The 19105-nt window shown below is 70.9% G+C and carries 22 protein-coding genes and 4 tRNA genes; 17 read left to right on the forward strand and 9 right to left on the reverse strand.

Features of this window, described 5'->3' with window-relative positions:
• The first annotated feature begins 15 nt into the window (after positions 1-15).
• From OG361_RS23760 to OG361_RS23780, 5 genes are all read left to right on the forward strand, one after another.
• Entirely contained in the window at positions 16-1569 is a 1554-nt protein-coding gene (locus OG361_RS23760) for a NuoM family protein (RefSeq protein WP_405862406.1), read from the forward strand.
• Positions 1566-3089, forward strand: a complete 1524-nt coding sequence (locus OG361_RS23765) for an NADH-quinone oxidoreductase subunit N (protein ID WP_405856611.1) — start codon at positions 1566-1568, stop codon at positions 3087-3089. The genes OG361_RS23760 and OG361_RS23765 overlap by 4 nt, the downstream gene beginning before the upstream one ends.
• 47 nt (positions 3090-3136) lie before the next feature.
• On the forward strand, positions 3137-3613 hold the full coding sequence (gene mscL / locus OG361_RS23770; RefSeq protein WP_405856613.1) for a large conductance mechanosensitive channel protein MscL: 477 nt from the start codon (positions 3137-3139) through the stop codon (positions 3611-3613).
• A gap of 200 nt (positions 3614-3813) precedes the next feature.
• Entirely contained in the window at positions 3814-4677 is an 864-nt protein-coding gene (htpX, locus tag OG361_RS23775) for a zinc metalloprotease HtpX (RefSeq protein ID WP_405856615.1), read from the forward strand.
• Positions 4674-5066 carry a YccF domain-containing protein gene (locus OG361_RS23780; protein WP_384560049.1) on the forward strand — a complete coding sequence of 131 codons (393 nt, stop codon included), beginning with the start codon at positions 4674-4676 and terminating at the stop codon, positions 5064-5066. Before htpX ends, OG361_RS23780 begins: the two co-directional genes overlap by 4 nt.
• Positions 5067-5103: 37 nt before the next feature.
• Here OG361_RS23780 and OG361_RS23785 read toward each other — a convergent pair whose 3' ends face one another.
• The 4 genes from OG361_RS23785 to OG361_RS23800 all read right to left on the reverse strand — a co-directional run bounded on the left by OG361_RS23785 (position 5104) and on the right by OG361_RS23800 (position 8102).
• Positions 5104-6342: an APC family permease gene (locus tag OG361_RS23785; protein WP_405856618.1), complete on the reverse strand. Its 1239-nt coding sequence runs from the start codon at positions 6340-6342 to the stop codon at positions 5104-5106.
• A gap of 10 nt (positions 6343-6352) precedes the next feature.
• Positions 6353-7012: an alpha-ketoglutarate-dependent dioxygenase AlkB family protein gene (locus OG361_RS23790; protein ID WP_405856620.1), complete on the reverse strand. Its 660-nt coding sequence runs from the start codon at positions 7010-7012 to the stop codon at positions 6353-6355.
• On the reverse strand, positions 7009-7515 hold the full coding sequence (locus tag OG361_RS23795; RefSeq protein ID WP_405856622.1) for a methylated-DNA--[protein]-cysteine S-methyltransferase: 507 nt from the start codon (positions 7513-7515) through the stop codon (positions 7009-7011). The genes OG361_RS23790 and OG361_RS23795 overlap by 4 nt, the downstream gene beginning before the upstream one ends.
• Before the next feature lie 95 nt (positions 7516-7610).
• Positions 7611-8102, reverse strand: coding sequence for a YajQ family cyclic di-GMP-binding protein (locus tag OG361_RS23800; RefSeq protein ID WP_267045269.1), 492 nt, complete (start codon positions 8100-8102; stop codon positions 7611-7613).
• Between the two features lie 169 nt (positions 8103-8271).
• Between OG361_RS23800 and OG361_RS23805 the strand changes: the two genes are divergently transcribed.
• Positions 8272-8353: transfer RNA gene (locus OG361_RS23805), tRNA-Tyr, on the forward strand.
• Positions 8354-8418: 65 nt separating this feature from the next.
• Here OG361_RS23805 and OG361_RS23810 read toward each other — a convergent pair.
• Together OG361_RS23810 and OG361_RS23815 are read right to left on the reverse strand one after the other, a co-directional pair.
• Positions 8419-9075: an NAD(P)H-binding protein gene (locus tag OG361_RS23810; RefSeq protein WP_405856624.1), complete on the reverse strand. Its 657-nt coding sequence runs from the start codon at positions 9073-9075 to the stop codon at positions 8419-8421.
• A gap of 2 nt (positions 9076-9077) precedes the next feature.
• On the reverse strand, positions 9078-10358 hold the full coding sequence (locus OG361_RS23815; protein ID WP_405856626.1) for an amidohydrolase family protein: 1281 nt from the start codon (positions 10356-10358) through the stop codon (positions 9078-9080).
• A gap of 229 nt (positions 10359-10587) precedes the next feature.
• Between OG361_RS23815 and OG361_RS23820 the strand changes: the two genes are divergently transcribed.
• The 6 genes from OG361_RS23820 (at position 10588) to OG361_RS23845 (ending at position 13142) form a co-directional block, all read left to right on the forward strand.
• Positions 10588-10660: transfer RNA gene (locus OG361_RS23820), tRNA-Thr, on the forward strand.
• A 44-nt stretch (positions 10661-10704) separates the two neighbouring features.
• Positions 10705-10777, forward strand: a tRNA-Met gene (locus tag OG361_RS23825).
• 86 nt (positions 10778-10863) lie between these two features.
• On the forward strand, positions 10864-11028 hold the full coding sequence (rpmG, locus tag OG361_RS23830) for a 50S ribosomal protein L33 (RefSeq protein ID WP_003956487.1): 165 nt from the start codon (positions 10864-10866) through the stop codon (positions 11026-11028).
• A gap of 82 nt (positions 11029-11110) precedes the next feature.
• The gene (locus tag OG361_RS23835) at positions 11111-11563 is read left to right on the forward strand and encodes a MaoC family dehydratase N-terminal domain-containing protein (protein ID WP_384560063.1); all 453 of its coding nucleotides are present in this window, start codon (positions 11111-11113) and stop codon (positions 11561-11563) included.
• Positions 11564-11565: 2 nt separating this feature from the next.
• Complete coding sequence (locus tag OG361_RS23840) at positions 11566-11994, forward strand: MaoC family dehydratase (RefSeq protein WP_384560065.1); 429 nt, start codon at positions 11566-11568, stop codon at positions 11992-11994.
• 89 nt (positions 11995-12083) lie between these two features.
• The gene (locus OG361_RS23845; RefSeq protein ID WP_405856629.1) at positions 12084-13142 is read left to right on the forward strand and encodes a UDP-N-acetylmuramate dehydrogenase; all 1059 of its coding nucleotides are present in this window, start codon (positions 12084-12086) and stop codon (positions 13140-13142) included.
• A 24-nt stretch (positions 13143-13166) separates the two neighbouring features.
• Here OG361_RS23845 and OG361_RS23850 read toward each other — a convergent pair whose 3' ends face one another.
• Complete coding sequence (locus tag OG361_RS23850) at positions 13167-13799, reverse strand: NAD(P)-dependent oxidoreductase (RefSeq protein ID WP_405856631.1); 633 nt, start codon at positions 13797-13799, stop codon at positions 13167-13169.
• Between the two features lie 87 nt (positions 13800-13886).
• Between OG361_RS23850 and OG361_RS23855 the strand changes: the two genes are divergently transcribed.
• Positions 13887-14495 (forward strand): TetR/AcrR family transcriptional regulator, encoded by a 609-nt coding sequence (locus tag OG361_RS23855; RefSeq protein WP_405856633.1) that lies wholly within the window; start codon positions 13887-13889, stop codon positions 14493-14495.
• Here the strand turns inward: OG361_RS23855 and OG361_RS23860 are convergent.
• Positions 14485-15504, reverse strand: coding sequence for an adenosine deaminase (locus OG361_RS23860; protein WP_384560073.1), 1020 nt, complete (start codon positions 15502-15504; stop codon positions 14485-14487). The genes OG361_RS23855 and OG361_RS23860 overlap by 11 nt on opposite strands.
• 121 nt (positions 15505-15625) lie before the next feature.
• A complete protein-coding gene (locus tag OG361_RS23865) occupies positions 15626-16852 on the reverse strand; it encodes a pyridoxal phosphate-dependent aminotransferase (protein ID WP_405856635.1) in 1227 nt (408 codons plus the stop codon).
• A gap of 206 nt (positions 16853-17058) precedes the next feature.
• Here OG361_RS23865 and OG361_RS23870 point away from each other — a divergent pair.
• The 4 genes from OG361_RS23870 to rplK all read left to right on the forward strand — a co-directional run bounded on the left by OG361_RS23870 (position 17059) and on the right by rplK (position 19098).
• Positions 17059-17131: transfer RNA gene (locus OG361_RS23870), tRNA-Trp, on the forward strand.
• A 103-nt stretch (positions 17132-17234) separates the two neighbouring features.
• Entirely contained in the window at positions 17235-17522 is a 288-nt protein-coding gene (gene secE, locus OG361_RS23875; protein ID WP_384560077.1) for a preprotein translocase subunit SecE, read from the forward strand.
• 44 nt (positions 17523-17566) lie between these two features.
• Positions 17567-18505: a transcription termination/antitermination protein NusG gene (gene nusG, locus OG361_RS23880; RefSeq protein WP_405856638.1), complete on the forward strand. Its 939-nt coding sequence runs from the start codon at positions 17567-17569 to the stop codon at positions 18503-18505.
• A gap of 158 nt (positions 18506-18663) precedes the next feature.
• A complete protein-coding gene (gene rplK / locus OG361_RS23885) occupies positions 18664-19098 on the forward strand; it encodes a 50S ribosomal protein L11 (RefSeq protein ID WP_015035536.1) in 435 nt (144 codons plus the stop codon).
• Positions 19099-19105: the final 7 nt, after the last annotated feature.

Consider the following 19105-nt stretch of genomic DNA (forward strand, 5'->3'; position numbering starts at 1 on the left):
ATCAGCGAATCCGTGATGCAGTTCCTTCTCGCGGCGATCGTCGCCGTCCCGCTCCTCGGCGCGGCCGCCGCCCTCCTCCCGGCGCCGCCCGGGCTGAAGGGGAAGTCCCCGGACCAGGCCGTGCTCCGCCACGGCGTCACCGTCACCGCCGTGATCCTGCTGGCCGCGATCGTCCTCGCGCTCGGCTTCGACCACGACCAGCCGTCGAAGATGCAGGCCACGACGGACATCACGTGGATCCCCGCGCTCGACGTGCGCATCCACCTCGGCGTCGACGGCATTTCCCTCCCCCTCCTGGTCCTCACCGCGCTGCTGACCTTCCTCTGCGCGCTGTACTCCTACTTCAAGATGCCGAGCGGGCCTTCCCCCAAGGCATTCGTCGCGCTCCTCCTGGTCCTGGAGTCCGGCACCCTGGCGACCTTCGCCGTCCTCGACCTCGTCCTGTTCTTCCTGGCCTTCGAGATGGTCCTCATCCCGATGTACTTCCTCATCGCCCGCTGGGGCGGCGAGGGCAGGCAGGCCGCCGCCTGGAAGTTCATCCTCTACACGCTGCTCGGCTCCGTCGTCATGCTGCTCGGCCTGCTCCTCATCGGCGTGAAGGCGGGCACGTTCGACATGGTGGCACTCGCCACCGACAACGGCCGTGGACTGACCACGTCCGTGCAGGTCATCGCCGTTCTCGCGATCGGTCTCGGCTTCGCCGTGAAGACCCCGATGTGGCCGCTGCACAGCTGGCTCCCGGACGCCCACACCGCCGCCCCGACCGTCGGCTCCGTCCTCCTCGCGGGCGTCCTGCTCAAGATGGGCACCTACGGATTCGTCCGGATCCTCCTGCCGATCACCCCCGACGGCATGCGGACCTTCGCCCCGTACCTCGCCGCCTTCGCCGTCGCCGGGATCATCTACGGATCGCTCGCCTGCCTCGCCCTCGCGCGCCCCGGCGGCAAGGGCGACCTCAAGCGCCTCATCGCGTACTCCTCCGTCGGGCACATGGGCTTCGTCCTCCTCGGCATCGCCACCATGACCCCGACCGGGGTCAACGGCGCCCTCTTCGCCAACATCGCCCACGGCCTCGTCACCGGCCTGCTCTTCTTCCTGGTCGGCGCGGTCAAGGACCGCTACGGCACCGCCGACCTCGACACCCTCGCCGGCGCCACCGGCGCGGCCCTCTACGGCCGCGCCCCGCGCCTCGGCGCCCTCCTCGCCTTCGCCGCCGTCGCCTCCCTCGGCCTTCCCGGCCTGGCCGGCTTCTGGGGCGAGATGCTCGCCCTCTTCGGCGCCTTCGAACCGGCCGAGGGCCTCAGCCGCCCCGCCTTCCTCACCTTCATGGCGATCGGTGCCTTCGGCACCCTCCTCACCGCCGCCTATCTCCTCGTCGTCGTCCGCCGCGTCTGCATGGGCGGCCCCCGACCCGCCGGGGAGACGGCGATCGCCGACGTCCAGGGGTACGAGTTCGCCGCCTGGACCCCGCTCGTCGCCCTCACCGTCCTCGCCGGACTCTGGCCCGCCGTCCTCCTCGGCCTCACCGACCCGGCCGTCCAGAAGCTCCTCGCCGGAGGCACCCAGTGACGTCGTCGCTCGTCCAGTCCGTCGACTGGCTCACGATCGCGCCCCCCACCCTCACGGCCGTGGTCGCCCTCGTCGTCCTCGTCGCCGACCTCTTCGTCCCCCCGGAGCGCAAGCAGCTCCTCGGCTGGACCGCGATCGGCGGCCTCACCGCCGCCCTCGCCCTCCTCGTCCCGCTGCGGGCCGGCGACCGCTCCACCTTCTGCCTCACCCCCGAGGCCCAGGTCAGAGCGTGCAGCTACACCGCGGACCACTTCACGCTCGTCATCCAGCTGCTCGTCCTCGGCGGCGCGCTGCTCACCGCGCTCCTCTCCATGGACGCGACCCGCCAGAAGCTCCCGGCCGGCGAGTTCTGGTTCCTGCTGCTCTCCTCGGCCGCCGGCGCCGCCCTGCTGCCCGCCTCCCGCGACCTCGCGACCCTCGTCGTCGCCCTCGAAGTGGCCTCGCTGCCCGCCTTCGCGCTCGTCGGCCTCAAGCGCGGCGACCGCATGTCCGGCGAGGCCGCCCTGAAGTTCTTCCTCTCCTCCGTCACCGCGACCGCCGTCACCCTGCTCGGCGTCAGCTTCGTGTACGCGGCGACCGGCACCCTCCACCTCACGGAGATCGCCCAGCGCCTCGACGACGTCCCCGGGCAGCTCCAGACGCTCTCCGAGGCGGGCGTCGCCCTCACCCTCGTCGGCTTCGCCTTCAAGACGGCGGCCGTCCCCTTCCACTTCTGGGTCCCCGACACCTACGTCGGTGCGCCGCTGCCCGTCGCCGCCTACCTCTCGGTGGTCGGCAAGGCCGTCGGCTTCACCGGACTCATCCTCGTGACGGTCGTCGCCTTCCCCTCGTACGCGGACGTCTGGGGCCCGGCGCTCGCCGTCCTCGCCGCGCTCACCATGACCGTCGGCAACGTCGCCGCCCTCCGCCAGGTCTCCACGCGCGCGTGGAGCGCGGTCCGGCTGCTCGCCTGGTCCTCCGTCGCCCAGGCCGGCTACCTCCTGGTGCCGATCGCCGCCGCCGCGTACTCCAGCGACGACCAGATCGGCGCCACCGTCGCGTACGCCCTGATGTACGCCGTCGTGAACCTCGGCGCCTTCGCGGTCGTCGCCCTCGTCGCCCGTACCCACCCCCGGAACCGCATCGCGGACTACCGGGGCCTGTACGCGACCAGCCCCGCCACCGCGCTCGCCCTCGGCTTCTTCCTCCTGAATCTGGCCGGACTGCCCCCGGGTATCATCGGCCTCTTCGCCAAGGTGACCGTCTTCTCGGCGGCCGTCGACGCGGGCCTGGGCTGGCTGGCCGTGATCATGGCCGTCAACGTCGTGATCGCGCTGTACTACTACCTGCGCTGGACGGCCCTGCTCTTCCGCACACCGGAGCGGGCCGCGCCGGACGGGGCCCCGCTGGAAGGGGCCACCGCCCCCCACAAGGTCCCCGCGCCGATCACCCTGGCGATCGTGCTGACCGCCGTCGCCGGAGTCGTGCTGTCGGGCTACCCGCAGTTCGCCCTCCGCTTCGCCTCGGACAGCCTTTTCTGACCCCCCACAGAGCCACCCCCACAGAGCAACACCGAGGAGCAACACCCGTGCTGAACGGATTCAAGGACTTCATACTTCGCGGGAACGTCATCTCGATGGCCATCGGTCTGGCCGTCGGAACGGCGTTCACGGCCGTCGTCACGGGCTTCAGCAAGGCCTTCATCACCCCGCTCATCGGGCTCGCCACCGGCTCCGTCGGTGACTTCAGCGAGGCGAAGTTCAGCGTCGGCAAGACCGTCTTCCCCTACGGCCTCGCCATCTCCGCCGCCATAGCCTTCGTCATCACGGCCGCGGTCCTCTACTTCCTGATCGTCGCCCCGCTGGCGAAGGTCCAGGAGAGGTTCGTGAAGGAGGAGGCCGCCGACCCGAAGTCCGAGAAGCGCGACTGCCCCCGCTGCTACACCGAGATCCCGGCCATCGCCTCCCGCTGCGCCCACTGCACCAGCGAGGTCGAGCCGGTGGCCGACATCCTGGCGAAGCTCGACGAATCCCTGGAGATGGCCCCGGTCCCGGCCCAGCGCTAGACACCGGCACCACCGGCACCACCCGCAGCACCGGCAGCACCGGCACCACCCACATCACCCGAACGGCCCATGGCCGCCCCGGTACGGCCGGGGGAACCCGAGCCTCCCGCCTGGCGTTGACCAGTACGGGAGGGTCCACTGGACGAGTGGACCACCACGAAGCAAAGGGTTCCCCTGCCGCACCACTTGGAGGGCGTACCGTGCACCGCCGGCACAACGGGCTGAGGACCGCCGTCCTCCTCGGAGGGCTCTCCGCCCTCATCATCGTCATCGGCAGCTTCTTCGGACGTACGGGGCTGATCGTCGCGCTCTTCGTGGCGCTCGGCACCAACGCGTACGCCTACTGGAACAGCGACAAGATGGCGCTGCGGGCCATGCGTGCCCGCCCGGTCAGCGAGTTCGAGGCCCCCGCGCTGTACAGGATGGTGCGCGAGCTCTCCACCCAGGCCCGCCAGCCGATGCCGCGGCTCTACATCTCGCCGACCCAGGCGCCCAACGCCTTCGCCACCGGCCGGAACCCGCGCAACGCCGCCGTCTGCTGCACCGAGGGCATCCTCGCGATCCTCGACGAGCGCGAGCTGCGCGGGGTCATCGGCCACGAGCTGAGCCACGTCTACAACCGGGACATCCTCATCTCCTCGGTCGCCGGAGCGCTCGCCTCCGTGATCATGTTCCTGGTCAACTTCGCCTGGCTGATCCCCGTCGGCCGCTCCAACGACGACGACGGCCCGGGGCTGCTCGGCATGCTTCTGGTCATGATCCTCGGCCCGATCGCCGCCTCGGTCATCCAGCTCGCCATCTCCCGCTCCCGCGAGTACGAGGCCGACGCCTCCGGCGCCCAGCTCACCGGCGACCCGCTCGCCCTGGCCAGCGCCCTGCGGAAGCTGGAAGCCGGCACCAAGCAGCTGCCGCTCCCCGCCGAGCCCCGGATCGAGACCGCGAGCCACATGATGATCGCCAACCCGTTCCGCCCCGGTCAGGGGATGTCCAAGATGTTCTCCACCCATCCGCCGATGGGCGAGCGCATCGCCCGGCTCGAACAGATGGCAGGTCGACGCCCGTGAAGACGATCCTCAACGTCATTTGGCTGATCCTCTGCGGATTCTGGATGTTCCTGGGCTACATGCTCGCGGGCGTCCTGCTCTGCATCACGATCATCGGCATCCCCTTCGGTCTCGCCGCGTTCCGCATCGGCATCTACGCCCTGTGGCCCTTCGGGTACACGGTCGTCGACCGCCGCGACGCGGGCGCCCCCTCCTGCGTCGGCAACGTGCTGTGGCTGATCCTCGCCGGCTGGTGGCTCGCCCTCGGCCACATCGCCACCGGCATCGCCCTCTGCATCACGATCATCGGCATCCCGCTCGGCATCGCGAACTTCAAGCTGATCCCGGTCTCGCTGCTCCCGCTCGGCAAGGAGATCGTCCGGACGGACCAGGCGTACGCGGCCCGCTGATACCGCCCGGCCACCTTCCAGGAGATCGCCGACGGCCTCACGGACGCGGGGGTACGGGTCGTCCTCGGCTGACCGCCCACGCCACGACCCCCACCGCGAGCACCCCCGACCCCGCGAGGACGGAGCCGAGCGGCAGCGCGAAGGCGAGCACCGCGCAGCCGACGAGCCCCAGCCCGGCGAGCGGCCGGTGCCTGGTGCCCAGGGTCCACGCGGAGGCGTTCGCGATCCCGTAGTAGACGAGCACGCCGAAGGACGAGAAGCCGATCGCGCCCCGCACGTCCACGGTCGCCGCCACCACCGCCACCAGCGCGCCCACGGCGAGCTCGGCCCGGTGCGGCACCTGGAAACGGGGGTGCACGGCGGCGAGCCCGCCCGGCAGGTATCCGTCCCGCGCCATCGCCAGGGCCGTACGGGACACCCCGAGGATCAGGGAGAGCAGCGAGCCGAGCGCGGCGACCGCCGCCCCGACCGTGACGAGCGGCACCAGCCACTCCGCGTCCGCCGCGCGGGCCGCGTCGGCGAGCGGCGCGGGGGAGTCGGCGAGGGCGGTGGGTCCCAGGACGGTGAGCACGCTCACCGTGACCGCCGCGTACACGGCGAGTGCGATCCCGAGGGCGACCGGTACCGCCCGGGGGATCGTGCGGGCCGGGTCGCGCACCTCCTCGCCGAGCGTGGCGATGCGTGCGTACCCCGCGAATGCGAAGAAGAGCAAACCTGCGGCCTGGAAAACCCCACCCGCCGTGAGCTCCCCGCCGAGCCGGTGAGCCGTCGCCCCGCCGGCCCCGAAGGAGACCGTGACGACACAGGCGAGGAGTGCGAGGACCAGCGCCACGATGACCCGCGTGAGCAGCGCGGACTTCTGAACACCCCGGTAGTTGACGGCTGTCAGGGCCACCACTGCGGCGACCGCCACCGCGTGCGCGTACTCCGGCCACACGTACGCCCCGACCGTCAGCGCCATCGCCGCGCACGAGGCCGTCTTGCCGACGACGAACGCCCAGCCCGCGAGGTACCCCCAGAAGGATCCGAGACGTTCGCGACCGTACACATAGGTGCCGCCGGAGGCGGGGTACCGGGCCGCGAGACGGGCCGATGCCATGGCGTTGGCGTACGCGACGACGGCGGCGACCCCGAGCGCCCAGAGCAGCCCGGCACCGGACCCGGCCGCACCGGCCGCCGGCCCGAGCGCGACGAAGATCCCGGCGCCGACCATCGAACCGAGCCCGATCACGACCGCGTCGAAGACGCCGAGCGATCGGCGCAGTTCCTCTGCCATACGGGTCAGCCTAGGGGGTGCCCGGCGGGGTCAACCCGGTCTCCCGCAGTGTGATGTTGAGCCGTCCGACCAGGCCGAGCGCGGGATCGGCCGTCCCCGGGTACACCGTGGGCACCCCGTGGTGAACCCACCGCGAAGCCCGGCCGAAGACGAAGAGATCACCCGATGCCAGATCGACGTCCCGGTAGGGCCGCCCGCGGTTCTCCGCGTTCCCGAACCGGAAGACGCACCGGTCCCCGAGGCTCAACGACACGACCGGAGCCCCGGACCGCTCCTCCTTGTCCTGGTGCATGCCCATCTTCGCGCCGGGCCCGTAGAAGTTCACGAGCGCGGTGTCCGGGGCGAAGTCGCCGTGCTCCCCGCCCTCCCCGTCCGCCCCGTACGCCTCGACGAGTGCCTCCCGCCCCAGGGCGGCCAGCCAGCCGGGCAGCTCGACCCCGACCGAGTCGAGGTAGCGGTAAGGCTCCCACTGTCGCCCCAGGCACAGCGAACTCACCGACATGACGCCACCACCCGGCAGCACGGTCCGCCGGTACGGCACCGGCCCGCGCCCCCACTCCCGGCAGGCGTCCACCAGCTCCCGCTGCCGCGCAGGCGACAGCCAGCCGGGCACGTGCACGGCCCCGGGCGCGACGGTGGCCCGCTCGCGGGGGAAGAGCCCCTCGCTCACCCTGAACCCGCCGGAGCGCCCTCGAGTCCCAGCAGCCGCTCTTTCCGCTCCAGCCCGGCGGCGTACCCGCGCAGGCTCCCGTCGGCCCCGATCACCCGGTGACAGGGCCGCACCACGAGCAGCGGATTGCGTCCGATCGCGGTGCCCACGGCCCGCACCCCGGCCCCCGAGGAGCCGACGCGCCGGGCGATCTCCCCGTAGGAGACGGTCGTGCCGTACGGGATCTCCTCCAGGGCCCGCCAGACGCGCCGCTGGAACTCCGTACCGCTGCCCGGGTCGTACGCGATGTCGAACCGCTCCCGGTCACCCGCGAAGTACTCCCGCAGCTGCCCGGCGACCTCCTCGAAGGCCCCGGGCGCGCGCGTCCAGCCGTCCGCGACCTCGACGGCGCCCTTCTGCCCCGGCAGGGACAGCGAGCGCAGCACGGCACGGCCCCCTTCGGCGAGCTGCCCGACCAGCAGCATCTCGCCCAGGGGGCCGTCGACGTACGCGTACACGGTCATGACTGGGTCCTCTCCCCGCACGGGTCTTCCACGATCCAGTGTGCGGGGCCCGCCGACCCTCGGGCTGGCGGAATTCGGACACGAGCCTCGACGGGTCAGCGGTAGTTCACGTACTGGAGGGCGAAGTCGAAGTCCTTGCCCTTGAGCAGCGCCTGAACGGCCTGCAGGTCGTCCCGGCTCTTCGAGCTGACCCGCAGCTCGTCGCCCTGGACCTGCGCCTTGACGCCCTTGGGGCCCTCGTCGCGGATGGCCTTCGCGACCTTCTTGGCGTTCTCCTGCGAGATGCCCTCGACGACCGACGCGAAGAGCTTGTACTCCTTGCCGGACAGCTGCGGCTCACCCTCGACGTCCAGCGACTTCAGCGAGATCCCGCGCTTGATCAGCTTGGACTGGAAGATGTCGAGGATCGCCATGACGCGCTCCTCGCCGTTCGCCTGCATGAGGATCTTCTCGCCGGACCAGGAGATCGAGGCGTTGGTGCCCTTGAAGTCGTAGCGCTGGGAGATCTCCTTCACGGCCTGGTTGAGGGCGTTGTCGACCTCCTGCCGCTCGACCTTGGACACGATGTCGAAACTGGAGTCGGCCATGACTCGTGGCTCCTTGCTCGGATGCTGTGGGGTACAGCCCAAAGCCTAGGGGGTTCACCACGCCCCGAACGGCTGATCAATCCGGTGGCGAAGCACCCCCCGGGATCAGGTATTGTTTACGTCGTTGCCACGGAACACCGCGAAAGCGGCTCCACGGCAGCGATCTCATGGCGATGTGCCCGAGTGGCCAATGGGAGCGGACTGTAAATCCGTCGGCTTAGCCTACCCAGGTTCGAATCCTGGCGTCGCCACGCGAAGAAGGTCCCCGGTGCTTGCACCGGGGACCTTCACTCGTTTCCGGGGGCGGTTCCCCGGATCAGTTTCCGGCCACGTCCTTCACCGCGACCGAGAGCGGCGTCGAGCCGCTGGTCAGTTCCAGGGTCAGACCGGCCGTCGCCGGCGTGTCGAGGAGTTCGGCGAGGACCGCCGCCACGTCGTCGCGGGGGATCATGCCCGGGCCCGTCCGGGCCTCCAGGCGGACCAGGCCCGTGCCCGCGTCGTTCGTCAGGGAGCCGGGGCGCAGGATCGTCCAGTCCAGGCCCGTGCGGGAGCGGACCGCGTCGTCGGCGGCCCCCTTGGCGCGGAGGTAGGCGTCGAAGACCTCGTCGCCCGCGTGCGCCGCGTCCGCGCCCATCGAGGAGACGACGACGTAGCGCCGTACGCCCGCCCGCTCCGCCGCGTCGGCGAAGAGCACCGCCGCCGCGCGGTCCACCGTGTCCTTGCGGTCCACCGAGCTGCCCGGGCCCGCGCCGGCCGCGAAGACCGCCGCGTCGGCGCCCTGGAGCACGGCGGCGACCATCTCCGCCGACGCCGACTCCAGGTCCAGGACGACCGGTTCGGCGCCCGCCGCCCGTAGGTCGTCGCCCTGCTCCGGCCGTCGGATGATCCCCGCGACCTCGTGTCCGCCCGCCGAGAGCAGCCTCTCCAGGCGCAGGGCGATCTGTCCGTGTCCTCCAGCGATGACGATGCGCATACTCACGACCGTACGACGGGACCGGCCGGAGGGCTCCCCGGCTCGGGCGGCCGCTCCGGACGCACCTGCCGGGGCAGGTCCAGCGCCGCCGCCGAGTCGCAGTACTCCCGCACCGCGCTCGTCCGGGCCACCACCCGCCCCCGGTGCACCACGATCCGGCTGTACGCGAGGGACAGCACGCCCGCCAGCCGCTCGCCGCGCACCGCGAGCAGCTCCGCGGGGAAACCGGCCTCCACCCGCACCTCCGGCAGCCCCATCGCCGCCCGCGCCTCCGCGCTCACCGCCGCGTACGCCTCCTGCGGCGACAGCCCGCCGAGCGAGGCGAGGAGGTAGGCCGCCTCCAGCGGGTCGCCCCGCCCGACCGGGTTGGACACGTCCCGCAGCGCCCCGCCGCCCGCGGCGACCCGCACCCCGGCCGCCCGCAGCAGCCGGACCGGTGCCGCGCCGCGCAGCTCCGTACCGCCGCAGCCGCCCTGCGGCAGGCACATCACCGTCACCCCGGCCGCCGCCAGCTGGTCCGCCGCCCGCCGCGCCGCGTCGGAGGGGAGTCGGCCGAGCCCGGCGCACGGCCCGATCGTCACCCCGGGCCGCAGCCCGCCGGCCATCGCCGCGAGCCGGGCGAGCCGGGCCGGGTCGTCCCCGTCGGTGTGGAGGTCGACCGGGCAGCCCTGCTCGGCCGCGACCTCCAGGACCGCCTCCACGTACCCCGCCGGGTCGGGGTCGAGGTCCGGGCAGCCGCCGACCACGCCGGCGCCCATCTTCACCGCGTCCCGCAGCATCGCGAGCCCGTCCGCGCCCGCCACCCCGGTGAGGAGCCGGGGGACGGCGACGGCGGTGAGATCGGTGAGGCCGCGCAGCGAGCGCCGGGCCTGGAGCACGGCTTCGAGCGGGCCGAGCCCCTGGACGTCGCCGATGCGTACGTGCGCGCGCAGCGCGGTGGCGCCGTGTCCCAGCTGGAGCAGGGCGGCCTCGGTGGCCCGCCGCTGCACCTCCTCCGGGGCGTACGAGACGGGTCCCGGGGTGTCGGCGGAGAGGGCGGTGTCGGCGTGCGCGTGGGGTTCGACGGCGGCGGGCAGCAGCAGATAGCCGGCGAGGTCGACGCGCGCGCCGACGGCGCTGAGGCTGCCGGCCGTTCCCACGGCCTCGATCCGCCCGCCGACGAGCCGTACGTCCACGGTCCGGCCGTCGGTGAGGCGTGCGTGGGAGAGCAGGAGCGAGGTCGAGTCGGCGGTGGTGGCGGCCCCGTCCTCGGGCGGCTGGGGCTGCTTGCTGTCGGCTGACATCGGCTCCTCAAGGCTCCTCAAGATCAAGATCGCGCAAGGTGGGGCCGAGCCTAGGGGGGCTCGCTCCGACCTTTCGAGGAGGAGCGCAATAGTCGTACCGATGAGTCCACGAGTGGCGTACGTGACGCCTGGTGAGAGCTGTTGCGGGCACCTGGTGAGGACCGTCGCGGGGGCGCGGGGAAACGGATTTGGGTGATGGGCGGGAGACCGTGTAATGTCTTCCTCGCTCGCCCCAATAGCTCAGTCGGTAGAGCGTCTCCATGGTAAGGAGAAGGTCTACGGTTCGATTCCGTATTGGGGCTCTGGTGAGAAGGACCCCGCCCTCGGGCGGGATCCAGATCATCAAAGCGGTGTAGCTCAGTCGGTAGAGCAAGCGGCTCATAATCGCTGTGTCACCGGTTCAAGTCCGGTCACCGCTACACACGGTAGCCGATTGTGGGGTCGGTCCTTCGATCGGCTACTCTTTTATGCGTTCATCCGTCCCATCCGTCCAAGGAGCACTCACGTGGCTGCCACCGACGTCCGCCCGAAGATCACGCTGGCCTGCGTGGAGTGCAAGGAGCGGAACTACATCACCAAGAAGAACCGGCGTAACAACCCGGACCGTCTTGAGATGAAGAAGCACTGCCCTCGCTGCAACTCGCACACTGCACACCGCGAGACGCGTTAATCAGGCTCGTACACGAGGCCGTCCCCGCCAGGGGGCGGCCTCGTGTCGTTTGTCGGCAACAAATCCAGGAGGTATCGAGTCCATGGCGCTCGACCAGTCCTTCGTGGGCCGGACCTATCCGCCCACCGCGCCCTACGAGGTCGGCCGCGAGAAGATCCGCGAGTTCGCCGAGGCGATCGGTGACGCCAATCCCGCGTACACCGACACCGAGGCGGCCAAGGCGCTCGGGCACTCCGAAGTGATCGCCCCGCCCACTTTTGTGTTCGCCATCACGTTCAAGGCGGCCGGACAGGTCATCGAGGACCCGCAGCTCGGCCTCGACTACAGCCGCGTGGTCCACGGCGACCAGAAGTTCGCCTACACCCGGCCCGTACGCGCCGGGGACCGGCTCTCGGTCACCTCCACCATCGAGGCGATCAAGTCCATGGCCGGGAACGACATCCTGGACATCCGCGGCGAGGTCCACGACGCCTCCGGCGAGCACGTCGTGACCGCCTGGACCAAGCTCGTCTCCCGCGCACCCGAGGGGGCCTGACCATGACCGCCAAGATCGCCTACGACGAGGTCGAGGTCGGCACCGAGCTGCCCGCCCAGAGCTTCCCCGTGACCCGCGCCACGCTCGTGCGGTACGCGGGCGCCTCCGGTGACTTCAACCCCATCCACTGGAACGAGAAGTTCGCGGTGGAGGTCGGCCTCCCGGACGTCATCGCCCACGGCATGTTCACCATGGCCGAGGCGATCCGCGTCGTCACCGACTGGACCGGCGACCCCGCCGCCGTCGTCGAGTACGGCGTCCGCTTCACCAAGCCCGTCGTCGTCCCCAACGACGACAAGGGCGCCCTCATCGAGGTCAGCGCCAAGGTCGCCGCGAAGCTGGACGACCGGCGGGTGCGGGTCGACATCACCGCGACGAGCGCCGGGCAGAAGGTCCTCGGCATGTCCCGTGCCGTGGTCGAGCTCGCATGAGGCCATGAGGCCATGAGGCCCTGATGCCCTGAGCCCCGTGTCCCCTGACGTCGTCGGGGGATACGGGGCTTTCTCGTACCCTTGAGCCCGTGCAGCCACTCCACGACGCCCCCCTCGCGCCCCTGACCACCTTCCGGCTCGGCGGACCCGCCACCCGGCTCGTCACCGCCACCACCGACGACGAGGTCGTCGCGGCCGTCCGCGAGGCCGACGCCGCGGGCACCCCCCTGCTGGTCATCGGCGGCGGCTCCAACCTGGTCATCGGCGACAAGGGCTTCGAGGGCACGGCGCTGCGCATCGCCACCACCGGCTTCGCCCTGGACGGCACGCGCCTGGAGCTCGCCGCGGGCGAGGTCTGGACGGACGCCGTGGCCCGGACCGTCGAGGCCGGGCTCGCCGGGATCGAGTGCCTGGCCGGCATCCCCGGCTCGGCCGGCGCGACCCCGATCCAGAACGTCGGCGCGTACGGCCAGGACGTCTCCGCCACGATCACCGAGGTCGTCGCCTACGACCGGCGCGCCGAGGAGACCGTCACCCTCACCAACGCCGAGTGCGCCTTCTCGTACCGGCACAGCCGCTTCAAGGACGCCCCCGAGCGGTACGTGGTGCTGCGGGTCCGCTTCGAGCTGGAGGACGCGGAGGGGCTCTCCGCCCCGATCAAGTACCCGGAGACCGCCCGAGCGCTCGGCGTCGGGGCGGGGGACCGGGTGCCGCTCTCGCAGGCCCGCGAGACCGTGCTGCGGCTCCGCGCCGGCAAGGGCATGGTCCTGGACCCGGAGGACCACGACACCTGGTCCGCGGGCTCCTTCTTCACCAACCCGATCCTCACGGCGGGGGAGTACGAGACCTTCCTCGCGCGCGTGGCGGGGCGGCTCGGCCCCGACGTCGCCCCGCCGGCCTTCCCGACGGGCGAGGACGGCACCGTGAAGACCTCCGCGGCCTGGCTGATCGACCGGGCCGGATTCACCAAGGGATACGGCACCGGGCCCGCCCGGATCTCCACCAAGCACACGCTCGCCCTCACCAACCGGGGCGAGGCGACCACCGAGGACCTGCTCGCCCTCGCCCGCGAGGTCGTCGCCGGGGTACGGGACGCCTTCGGGATCACCCTCGTCAACGAGCCCGTCACGGTGGGCGTCAGCCTCTAGGGGTCCGGCGGGCCGTCGAAGGCCTCAGTTCGCGACGCCCACGCCCTGCTTGACCGTCGACGGGTCGTCGACCATCGCCAGCATGGCGTGGGCCACGTCCGCGCGGGCCAGGGAGCGGCCCCGGGGCGGGTTGCCGCCGACGACCGTGCGGTACCTGCCCGTGGCCGGCTTGTCCGTCAGCCGCGGCGGGCGGACCGAGGTCCAGTCGGTGCTGCTCGCCGCGATCTCCGACTCCATGACCCGCAGATCGGCGTAGACGTCCTTCAGGACGGCGCTGACGACCGCGAGCAGCGCCTTGTCCAGCAGGCCCTCGCCGTCCGGGGCCGGGCCCACCGGGGCCGCGCTGACGACCAGGAGCCGCCGGACCCGCTCGGCCTCCATCGCCGCGAGCACCGAGCGCGTCAGCCGGGAGGCCACCCCCGCGTGCGACGGCGACCTGGCCCCGAGCCCCGAGAGCACCGCGTCGCGGTCCGCGACCGCCCCGCGCAGGACCTCCGGGTCGGACAGGTCGGCGCGCTGGACGATCAGCCGCTCGCCGCTCACGGTGAGCCGCGCGGGGTCCCGTACGACCGCCGTGACCTCGTGGCCCGAGGCCAGCGCCTGGCGGACGATCTCCTGACCGACGCCGCCGGTCGCACCGAAGACTGTGAGCCTCATGTCGCACCCTCCCGGGGTGGGTAAGTATTCACTCACCCCCAGGGTGGGTGGATACTCACTCACGCGTCAAGCGTGGCTGGAGGATGCATGGAACAGAAACCGACCCGCGTACGGATCGTCGACGCCGCGCGCGACCTCATGCGGACGGTGGGGCTCGCCCGCACCACGACCAAGGAGATCGCCAAGGCGGCCGGCTGCTCGGAAGCGGCGCTCTACAAGTACTTCACGAGCAAGGAAGAGCTGTTCCTGACGGTCCTCGACGAGCGGCTGCCCCAGCTCGGCGGACTGCTCGACACGCTCGCCGCCGACCCCGGCCGCCGAAGCGTCGAGGAGAACCTCACCGAGATCGCCCGGCAGGCCGCGCTCTTCTACGCGCAGACCTTCCCGGTCGTCGCCTCCCTCTACGCGGAACCGCGGCTCAAGCGGCGCCACGAGGAAGCCGTGCGGGCGTACGGCAGTGGCCCCCACAAGCCCATCGAAGGCCTCGCCGCCTATCTGCGCGCCGAGCAGCGGCACGGCCGCGTCGGACCCGACGCCGACCCCGTGGCCGCCGCCTCCCTGCTCCTCGGGGCCTGCGCCCAGCGCGCCTTCGCCTGGGAGATGACCCCGGACGGCAGACCGCCGGACTCCCTCGACGACTTCGCGCGCTCGATCGCCCGCACCCTGGTCGGGGGGATCAGCCGGTTCAGCCGGTGATCCAGTCGTCGATCCCCGCGAGCAGCTTCGCCCGGACGCCCTCCGGGGCCGCCGAGCCCCGCACCGACTGACGGGCCAGCTCCGCCAGTTCCTCGTCCGTGAACCCGTGGTGCCGGCGGGCGATCTCGTACTGCGCGGCGAGCCGCGAGCCGAAGAGCAGCGGATCGTCCGCGCCCAGCGCCATCGGCACGCCCGCCTCGAAGAGCGTCCGCAGCGGAACGTCCTCGTGCCTCTCGTACACGCCGAGCGCCACGTTCGACGCCGGGCAGACCTCGCAGGTCACCCCGCGCTCCGCGAGCTTCCGCAGCAGCCGCGGGTCCTCCGCCGACCGCACCCCGTGACCGACCCGCGAGGCCCGCAGATCGTCCAGGCAGTCCCGTACCGAGGCGGGGCCCGTCAGCTCGCCGCCGTGCGGGGCCGCGAGCAGACCCCCGTCCCGGGCGATCGAGAACGCCCGGTCGAAATCGCGAGCCATGCCGCGCCGCTCGTCGTTGGAGAGCCCGAAGCCGACCACGCCCCGGTCCGCGTACCGCACCGCGAGCCGCGCGAGCGTCCGCGCCTCCAGGGGATGCTTCATCCGGTTCGCCGCGACGAGGACCCGCATCCCGAGCCCGGTCTCCCGGGCGGCCGAGTCGACCGCGTCGAGGATGATCTCCATGGCCGCGATCAGCCCGCCCAGCAGCGGCGCGTACGAGGTGGGGTCGACCTGGATCTCCAGCCACCCGGAGCCGTCCCTGACGTCCTCCTCGGCCGCCTCGCGGACGAGCCGCCGGATGTCGTCGGGCTCGCGCAGGCAGGAGCGCGCGATGTCGTACAGGCGCTGGAAGCGGAACCAGCCGCGTTCGTCGGTCGCCCGCAGCTTGGGAGGCGTGCCGCTGCTCAGTGCCTCGGGGAGGTGGACGCCGTACTTGTCGGCCAGCTCGATGAGCGTCGTGGGCCGCATCGAACCGGTGAAGTGCAGGTGCAGATGGGCCTTGGGCAGCAGGGTGATGTCGCGAACGTGCTCCATTGGCCGATCCTGCCGCACCCGAATGGACCAAGGCACCCCCTTTCCCCGATCGGGACCTTGCTAGAACGCAAAAACGGGCCCCCGGTTCCGAAGAACCGGGGGCCCGCGGCAAGGACTGATGTCAGTCGGTCGCCTCGGCGAGGAGCTTCTGCATGCGGGACACGCCCTCCACCAGGTCCTCGTCGCCCAGCGCGTACGACAGGCGCAGGTAGCCCGGCGTGCCGAAGGCCTCGCCCGGGACGACCGCGACCTCGGCCTCGTCGAGGATGAGGGCCGCGAGCTCGACCGAGGTCTCCGGGCGCTTGCCGCGGATCTCCTTGCCGAGCAGCGCCTTCACCGAGGGGTACACGTAGAACGCGCCCTCCGGCGTCGGGCAGTACACGCCCTCGATCTCGTTCAGCATCCGCACGATGGTCTGGCGGCGCCGGTCGAAGGCGGTGCGCATCTCCGCGACCGCGTCCAGGTTGCCCGCGACGGCGGCGAGGGCGGCGATCTGCGCGACGTTGCTCACGTTGGACGTGGCGTGCGACTGGAGGTTCGTCGCGGCCTTCACGACGTCCTTCGGGCCCACGATCCACCCGACGCGCCAGCCCGTCATCGCGTACGTCTTCGCCACACCGTTGACCACGATGCACTTGTCGCGCAGCTCGGGCACGATCGTCGGCAGCGAGGTGAACTTCGCGTCGCCGTAGACCAGGTGCTCGTAGATCTCGTCGGTCAGCACCCACAGGCCGTGCTCGACGGCCCAGCGGCCGATCGCCTCGGCGTCGGCCTCGGGGTACACCGCGCCGGTCGGGTTGGAGGGCGACACGAAGAGGACGACCTTGGTCTTCTCCGTACGGGCGGCCTCCAGCTGCTCCACCGAGACCCGGTAGCCGGTGGTCTCGTCGGCCACGACCTCCACCGGGACGCCGCCGGCGAGGCGGATCGACTCGGGGTACGTCGTCCAGTACGGAGCCGGGACGATGACCTCGTCGCCCGGGTCGAGGATCGCGGCGAAGGCCTCGTAGATCGCCTGCTTGCCGCCGTTGGTCACCAGGACCTGGGAGGCGTCGACCTCGTAGCCGGAGTCGCGCAGCGTCTTGGCGACGATCGCGGCCTTCAGCTCGGGCAGACCGCCGGCCGGCGTGTAGCGGTGGTACTTCGGGTTCCTGCAGGCCTCGACGGCCGCCTCGACGATGTAGTCGGGAGTCGGGAAGTCGGGCTCACCGGCGCCGAAACCGATCACCGGGCGTCCGGCGGCCTTGAGGGCCTTGGCCTTGGCATCGACGGCGAGGGTGGCGGACTCGGAGATCGCACCGATCCGGGCGGAGACCCGACGCTCGGTGGGAGGGGTAGCAGCGCTCATGCGGCCCATCGTCCCAGACAGGCTCGGAGCCCGGCACACAGGTTTCACGGACCGGACAGGAACGGTCATTCCCGGTCGTACGCGCGTCCTGCGGCAGGTCGGCGTGGTTTCTGTTCGACGCGGACCCCCATGACCACGTATGCTCACTGCTCGTTGGCCCGCACCGACCACATCTCACGATGCGGTAGGTTGAGGGACACCAACAAAGGGTCGTAGCTCAATTGGTAGAGCACCGGTCTCCAAAACCGGCGGTTGGGGGTTCAAGTCCCTCCGGCCCTGCTACACACACCGCCAGGTGTTGTGCGCATGTACGTACTTCATTGCACCGCCGTGCGGCTCCACCCGGGCGCGGCACGGCCGACCCGGAATCAGGTGAGAGATCGTGACGGACGCCGTAGGCTCCATCGACATGCCTGATGCCGATGACGAGGCCGCAGAGTCGAAGAAGAAGGCTCGTAAGGGCGGCAAGCGCGGCAAGAAGGGCCCCCTGGGCCGTCTCGCGCTCTTCTACCGCCAGATCGTCGCGGAGCTCCGCAAGGTCGTCTGGCCCACTCGTAGCCAGCTGACGTCGTACACCACTGTGGTGATTATCTTCGTCGTCATCATGATCGGCCTTGTCACCGTGATTGACTATGGCTTCCAGGAAGCAGTCAAGTACGTCTTCGGCTGACTTTTTGTTCCACCCCATCTGTATCGCAGGAAGAAGCAGCCACCGTGTCTGACGCGAACCTGAACGACGCCTTCGAGTCCGAGCCCGTCGAGGACGAGCTGGACATCGTCGAGGCCGCCGACGAGGACCAGGCCGACGCTGCTGACGACGCTGCGGGCGAAGCCGCCGAGGAAGCCGCTCTCCACGTCGAGGACGAGGACGAGGCGGAGGCCGAAGAGACCGAGGATTCCGACGAGGAGTCCGACGCCGACGTCGAGGCCGAGGAAGGCGAGTCGGACGAGTCCGACGAGTCCGACGACGAGGAGTCCGTCGAGGTCGAGGACGCCGCGGACGAGACCGAGGAGGAGGCCGAGCCGGCCGCCCCGGTCGACCCGGTCGCCGCGCTCCGCGAGGAACTCCGCACCCTTCCCGGCGAGTGGTACGTCATCCACACCTACGCGGGCTACGAGAAGCGCGTGAAGGCCAACCTCGAGCAGCGTGCCGTCTCGCTCAACGTCGAGGACTTCATCTACCAGGCCGAGGTCCCCGAGGAAGAGATCGTCCAGATCAAGGGCGGCGAGCGGAAGAACGTCAAGCAGAACAAGCTTCCCGGCTACGTTCTCGTCCGCATGGACCTGACGAACGAGTCCTGGGGCGTCGTCCGCAACACCCCCGGCGTCACCGGCTTCGTGGGCAACGCCTACGACCCGTACCCGCTGACCCTGGACGAGATCGTCAAGATGCTCGCCCCGGAGGCCGAGGAGAAGGCCGCCCGCGAGGCCGCCGAGGCCGAGGGCAAGCCGGCTCCGGCCCGCAAGCTGGAGGTCCAGGTGCTGGACTTCGAGGTCGGCGACTCGGTCACGGTCACGGACGGTCCCTTCGCGACCCTCCAGGCCACGATCAACGAGATCAACCCGGACTCGAAGAAGGTCAAGGGCCTCGTCGAGATCTTCGGTCGCGAGACCCCGGTCGAGCTCAGCTTCGACCAGATCCAGAAGAACTGATCTCACCGTCTTCCGACCAGGTCAGAGTGGCTCTCGCAGCCGCTCTGACCTGCTCGGTTTTTAGCCGCGCGTCTATACCCGTTATCGTTGTGCGGTATGCCTGCATCCGGATGACCGGAAGGCGGGCTGAACACTCTCACTAGGACCCGGAGAGAGCAATGCCTCCCAAGAAGAAGAAGGTCACGGGGCTTATCAAGCTCCAGATCAACGCTGGTGCGGCCAACCCGGCCCCGCCGGTCGGCCCCGCGCTGGGTCAGCACGGCGTCAACATCATGGAGTTCTGCAAGGCCTACAACGCCGCGACCGAGTCGCAGCGTGGCATGGTCGTGCCGGTGGAGATCACGGTCTACGAGGACCGCACCTTCACCTTCATCACCAAGACTCCGCCGGCCGCGAAGCTGATCCTCAAGGCCGCTGGTGTGGACAAGGGCTCCGGCGAGCCGCACAAGACCAAGGTCGCGAAGCTCACGGCCGCTCAGGTCCGCGAGATCGCCACGGTCAAGCTGCCCGACCTGAACGCCAATGACCTGGACGCCGCGTCCAAGATCATCGCCGGTACCGCCCGTTCCATGGGCATCACCGTCGAGGGCTGATCACCCC

The sequence above is a fragment of the Streptomyces sp. NBC_00090 genome (assembly GCF_045160815.1).
Taxonomy (GTDB): domain Bacteria; phylum Actinomycetota; class Actinomycetes; order Streptomycetales; family Streptomycetaceae; genus Streptomyces.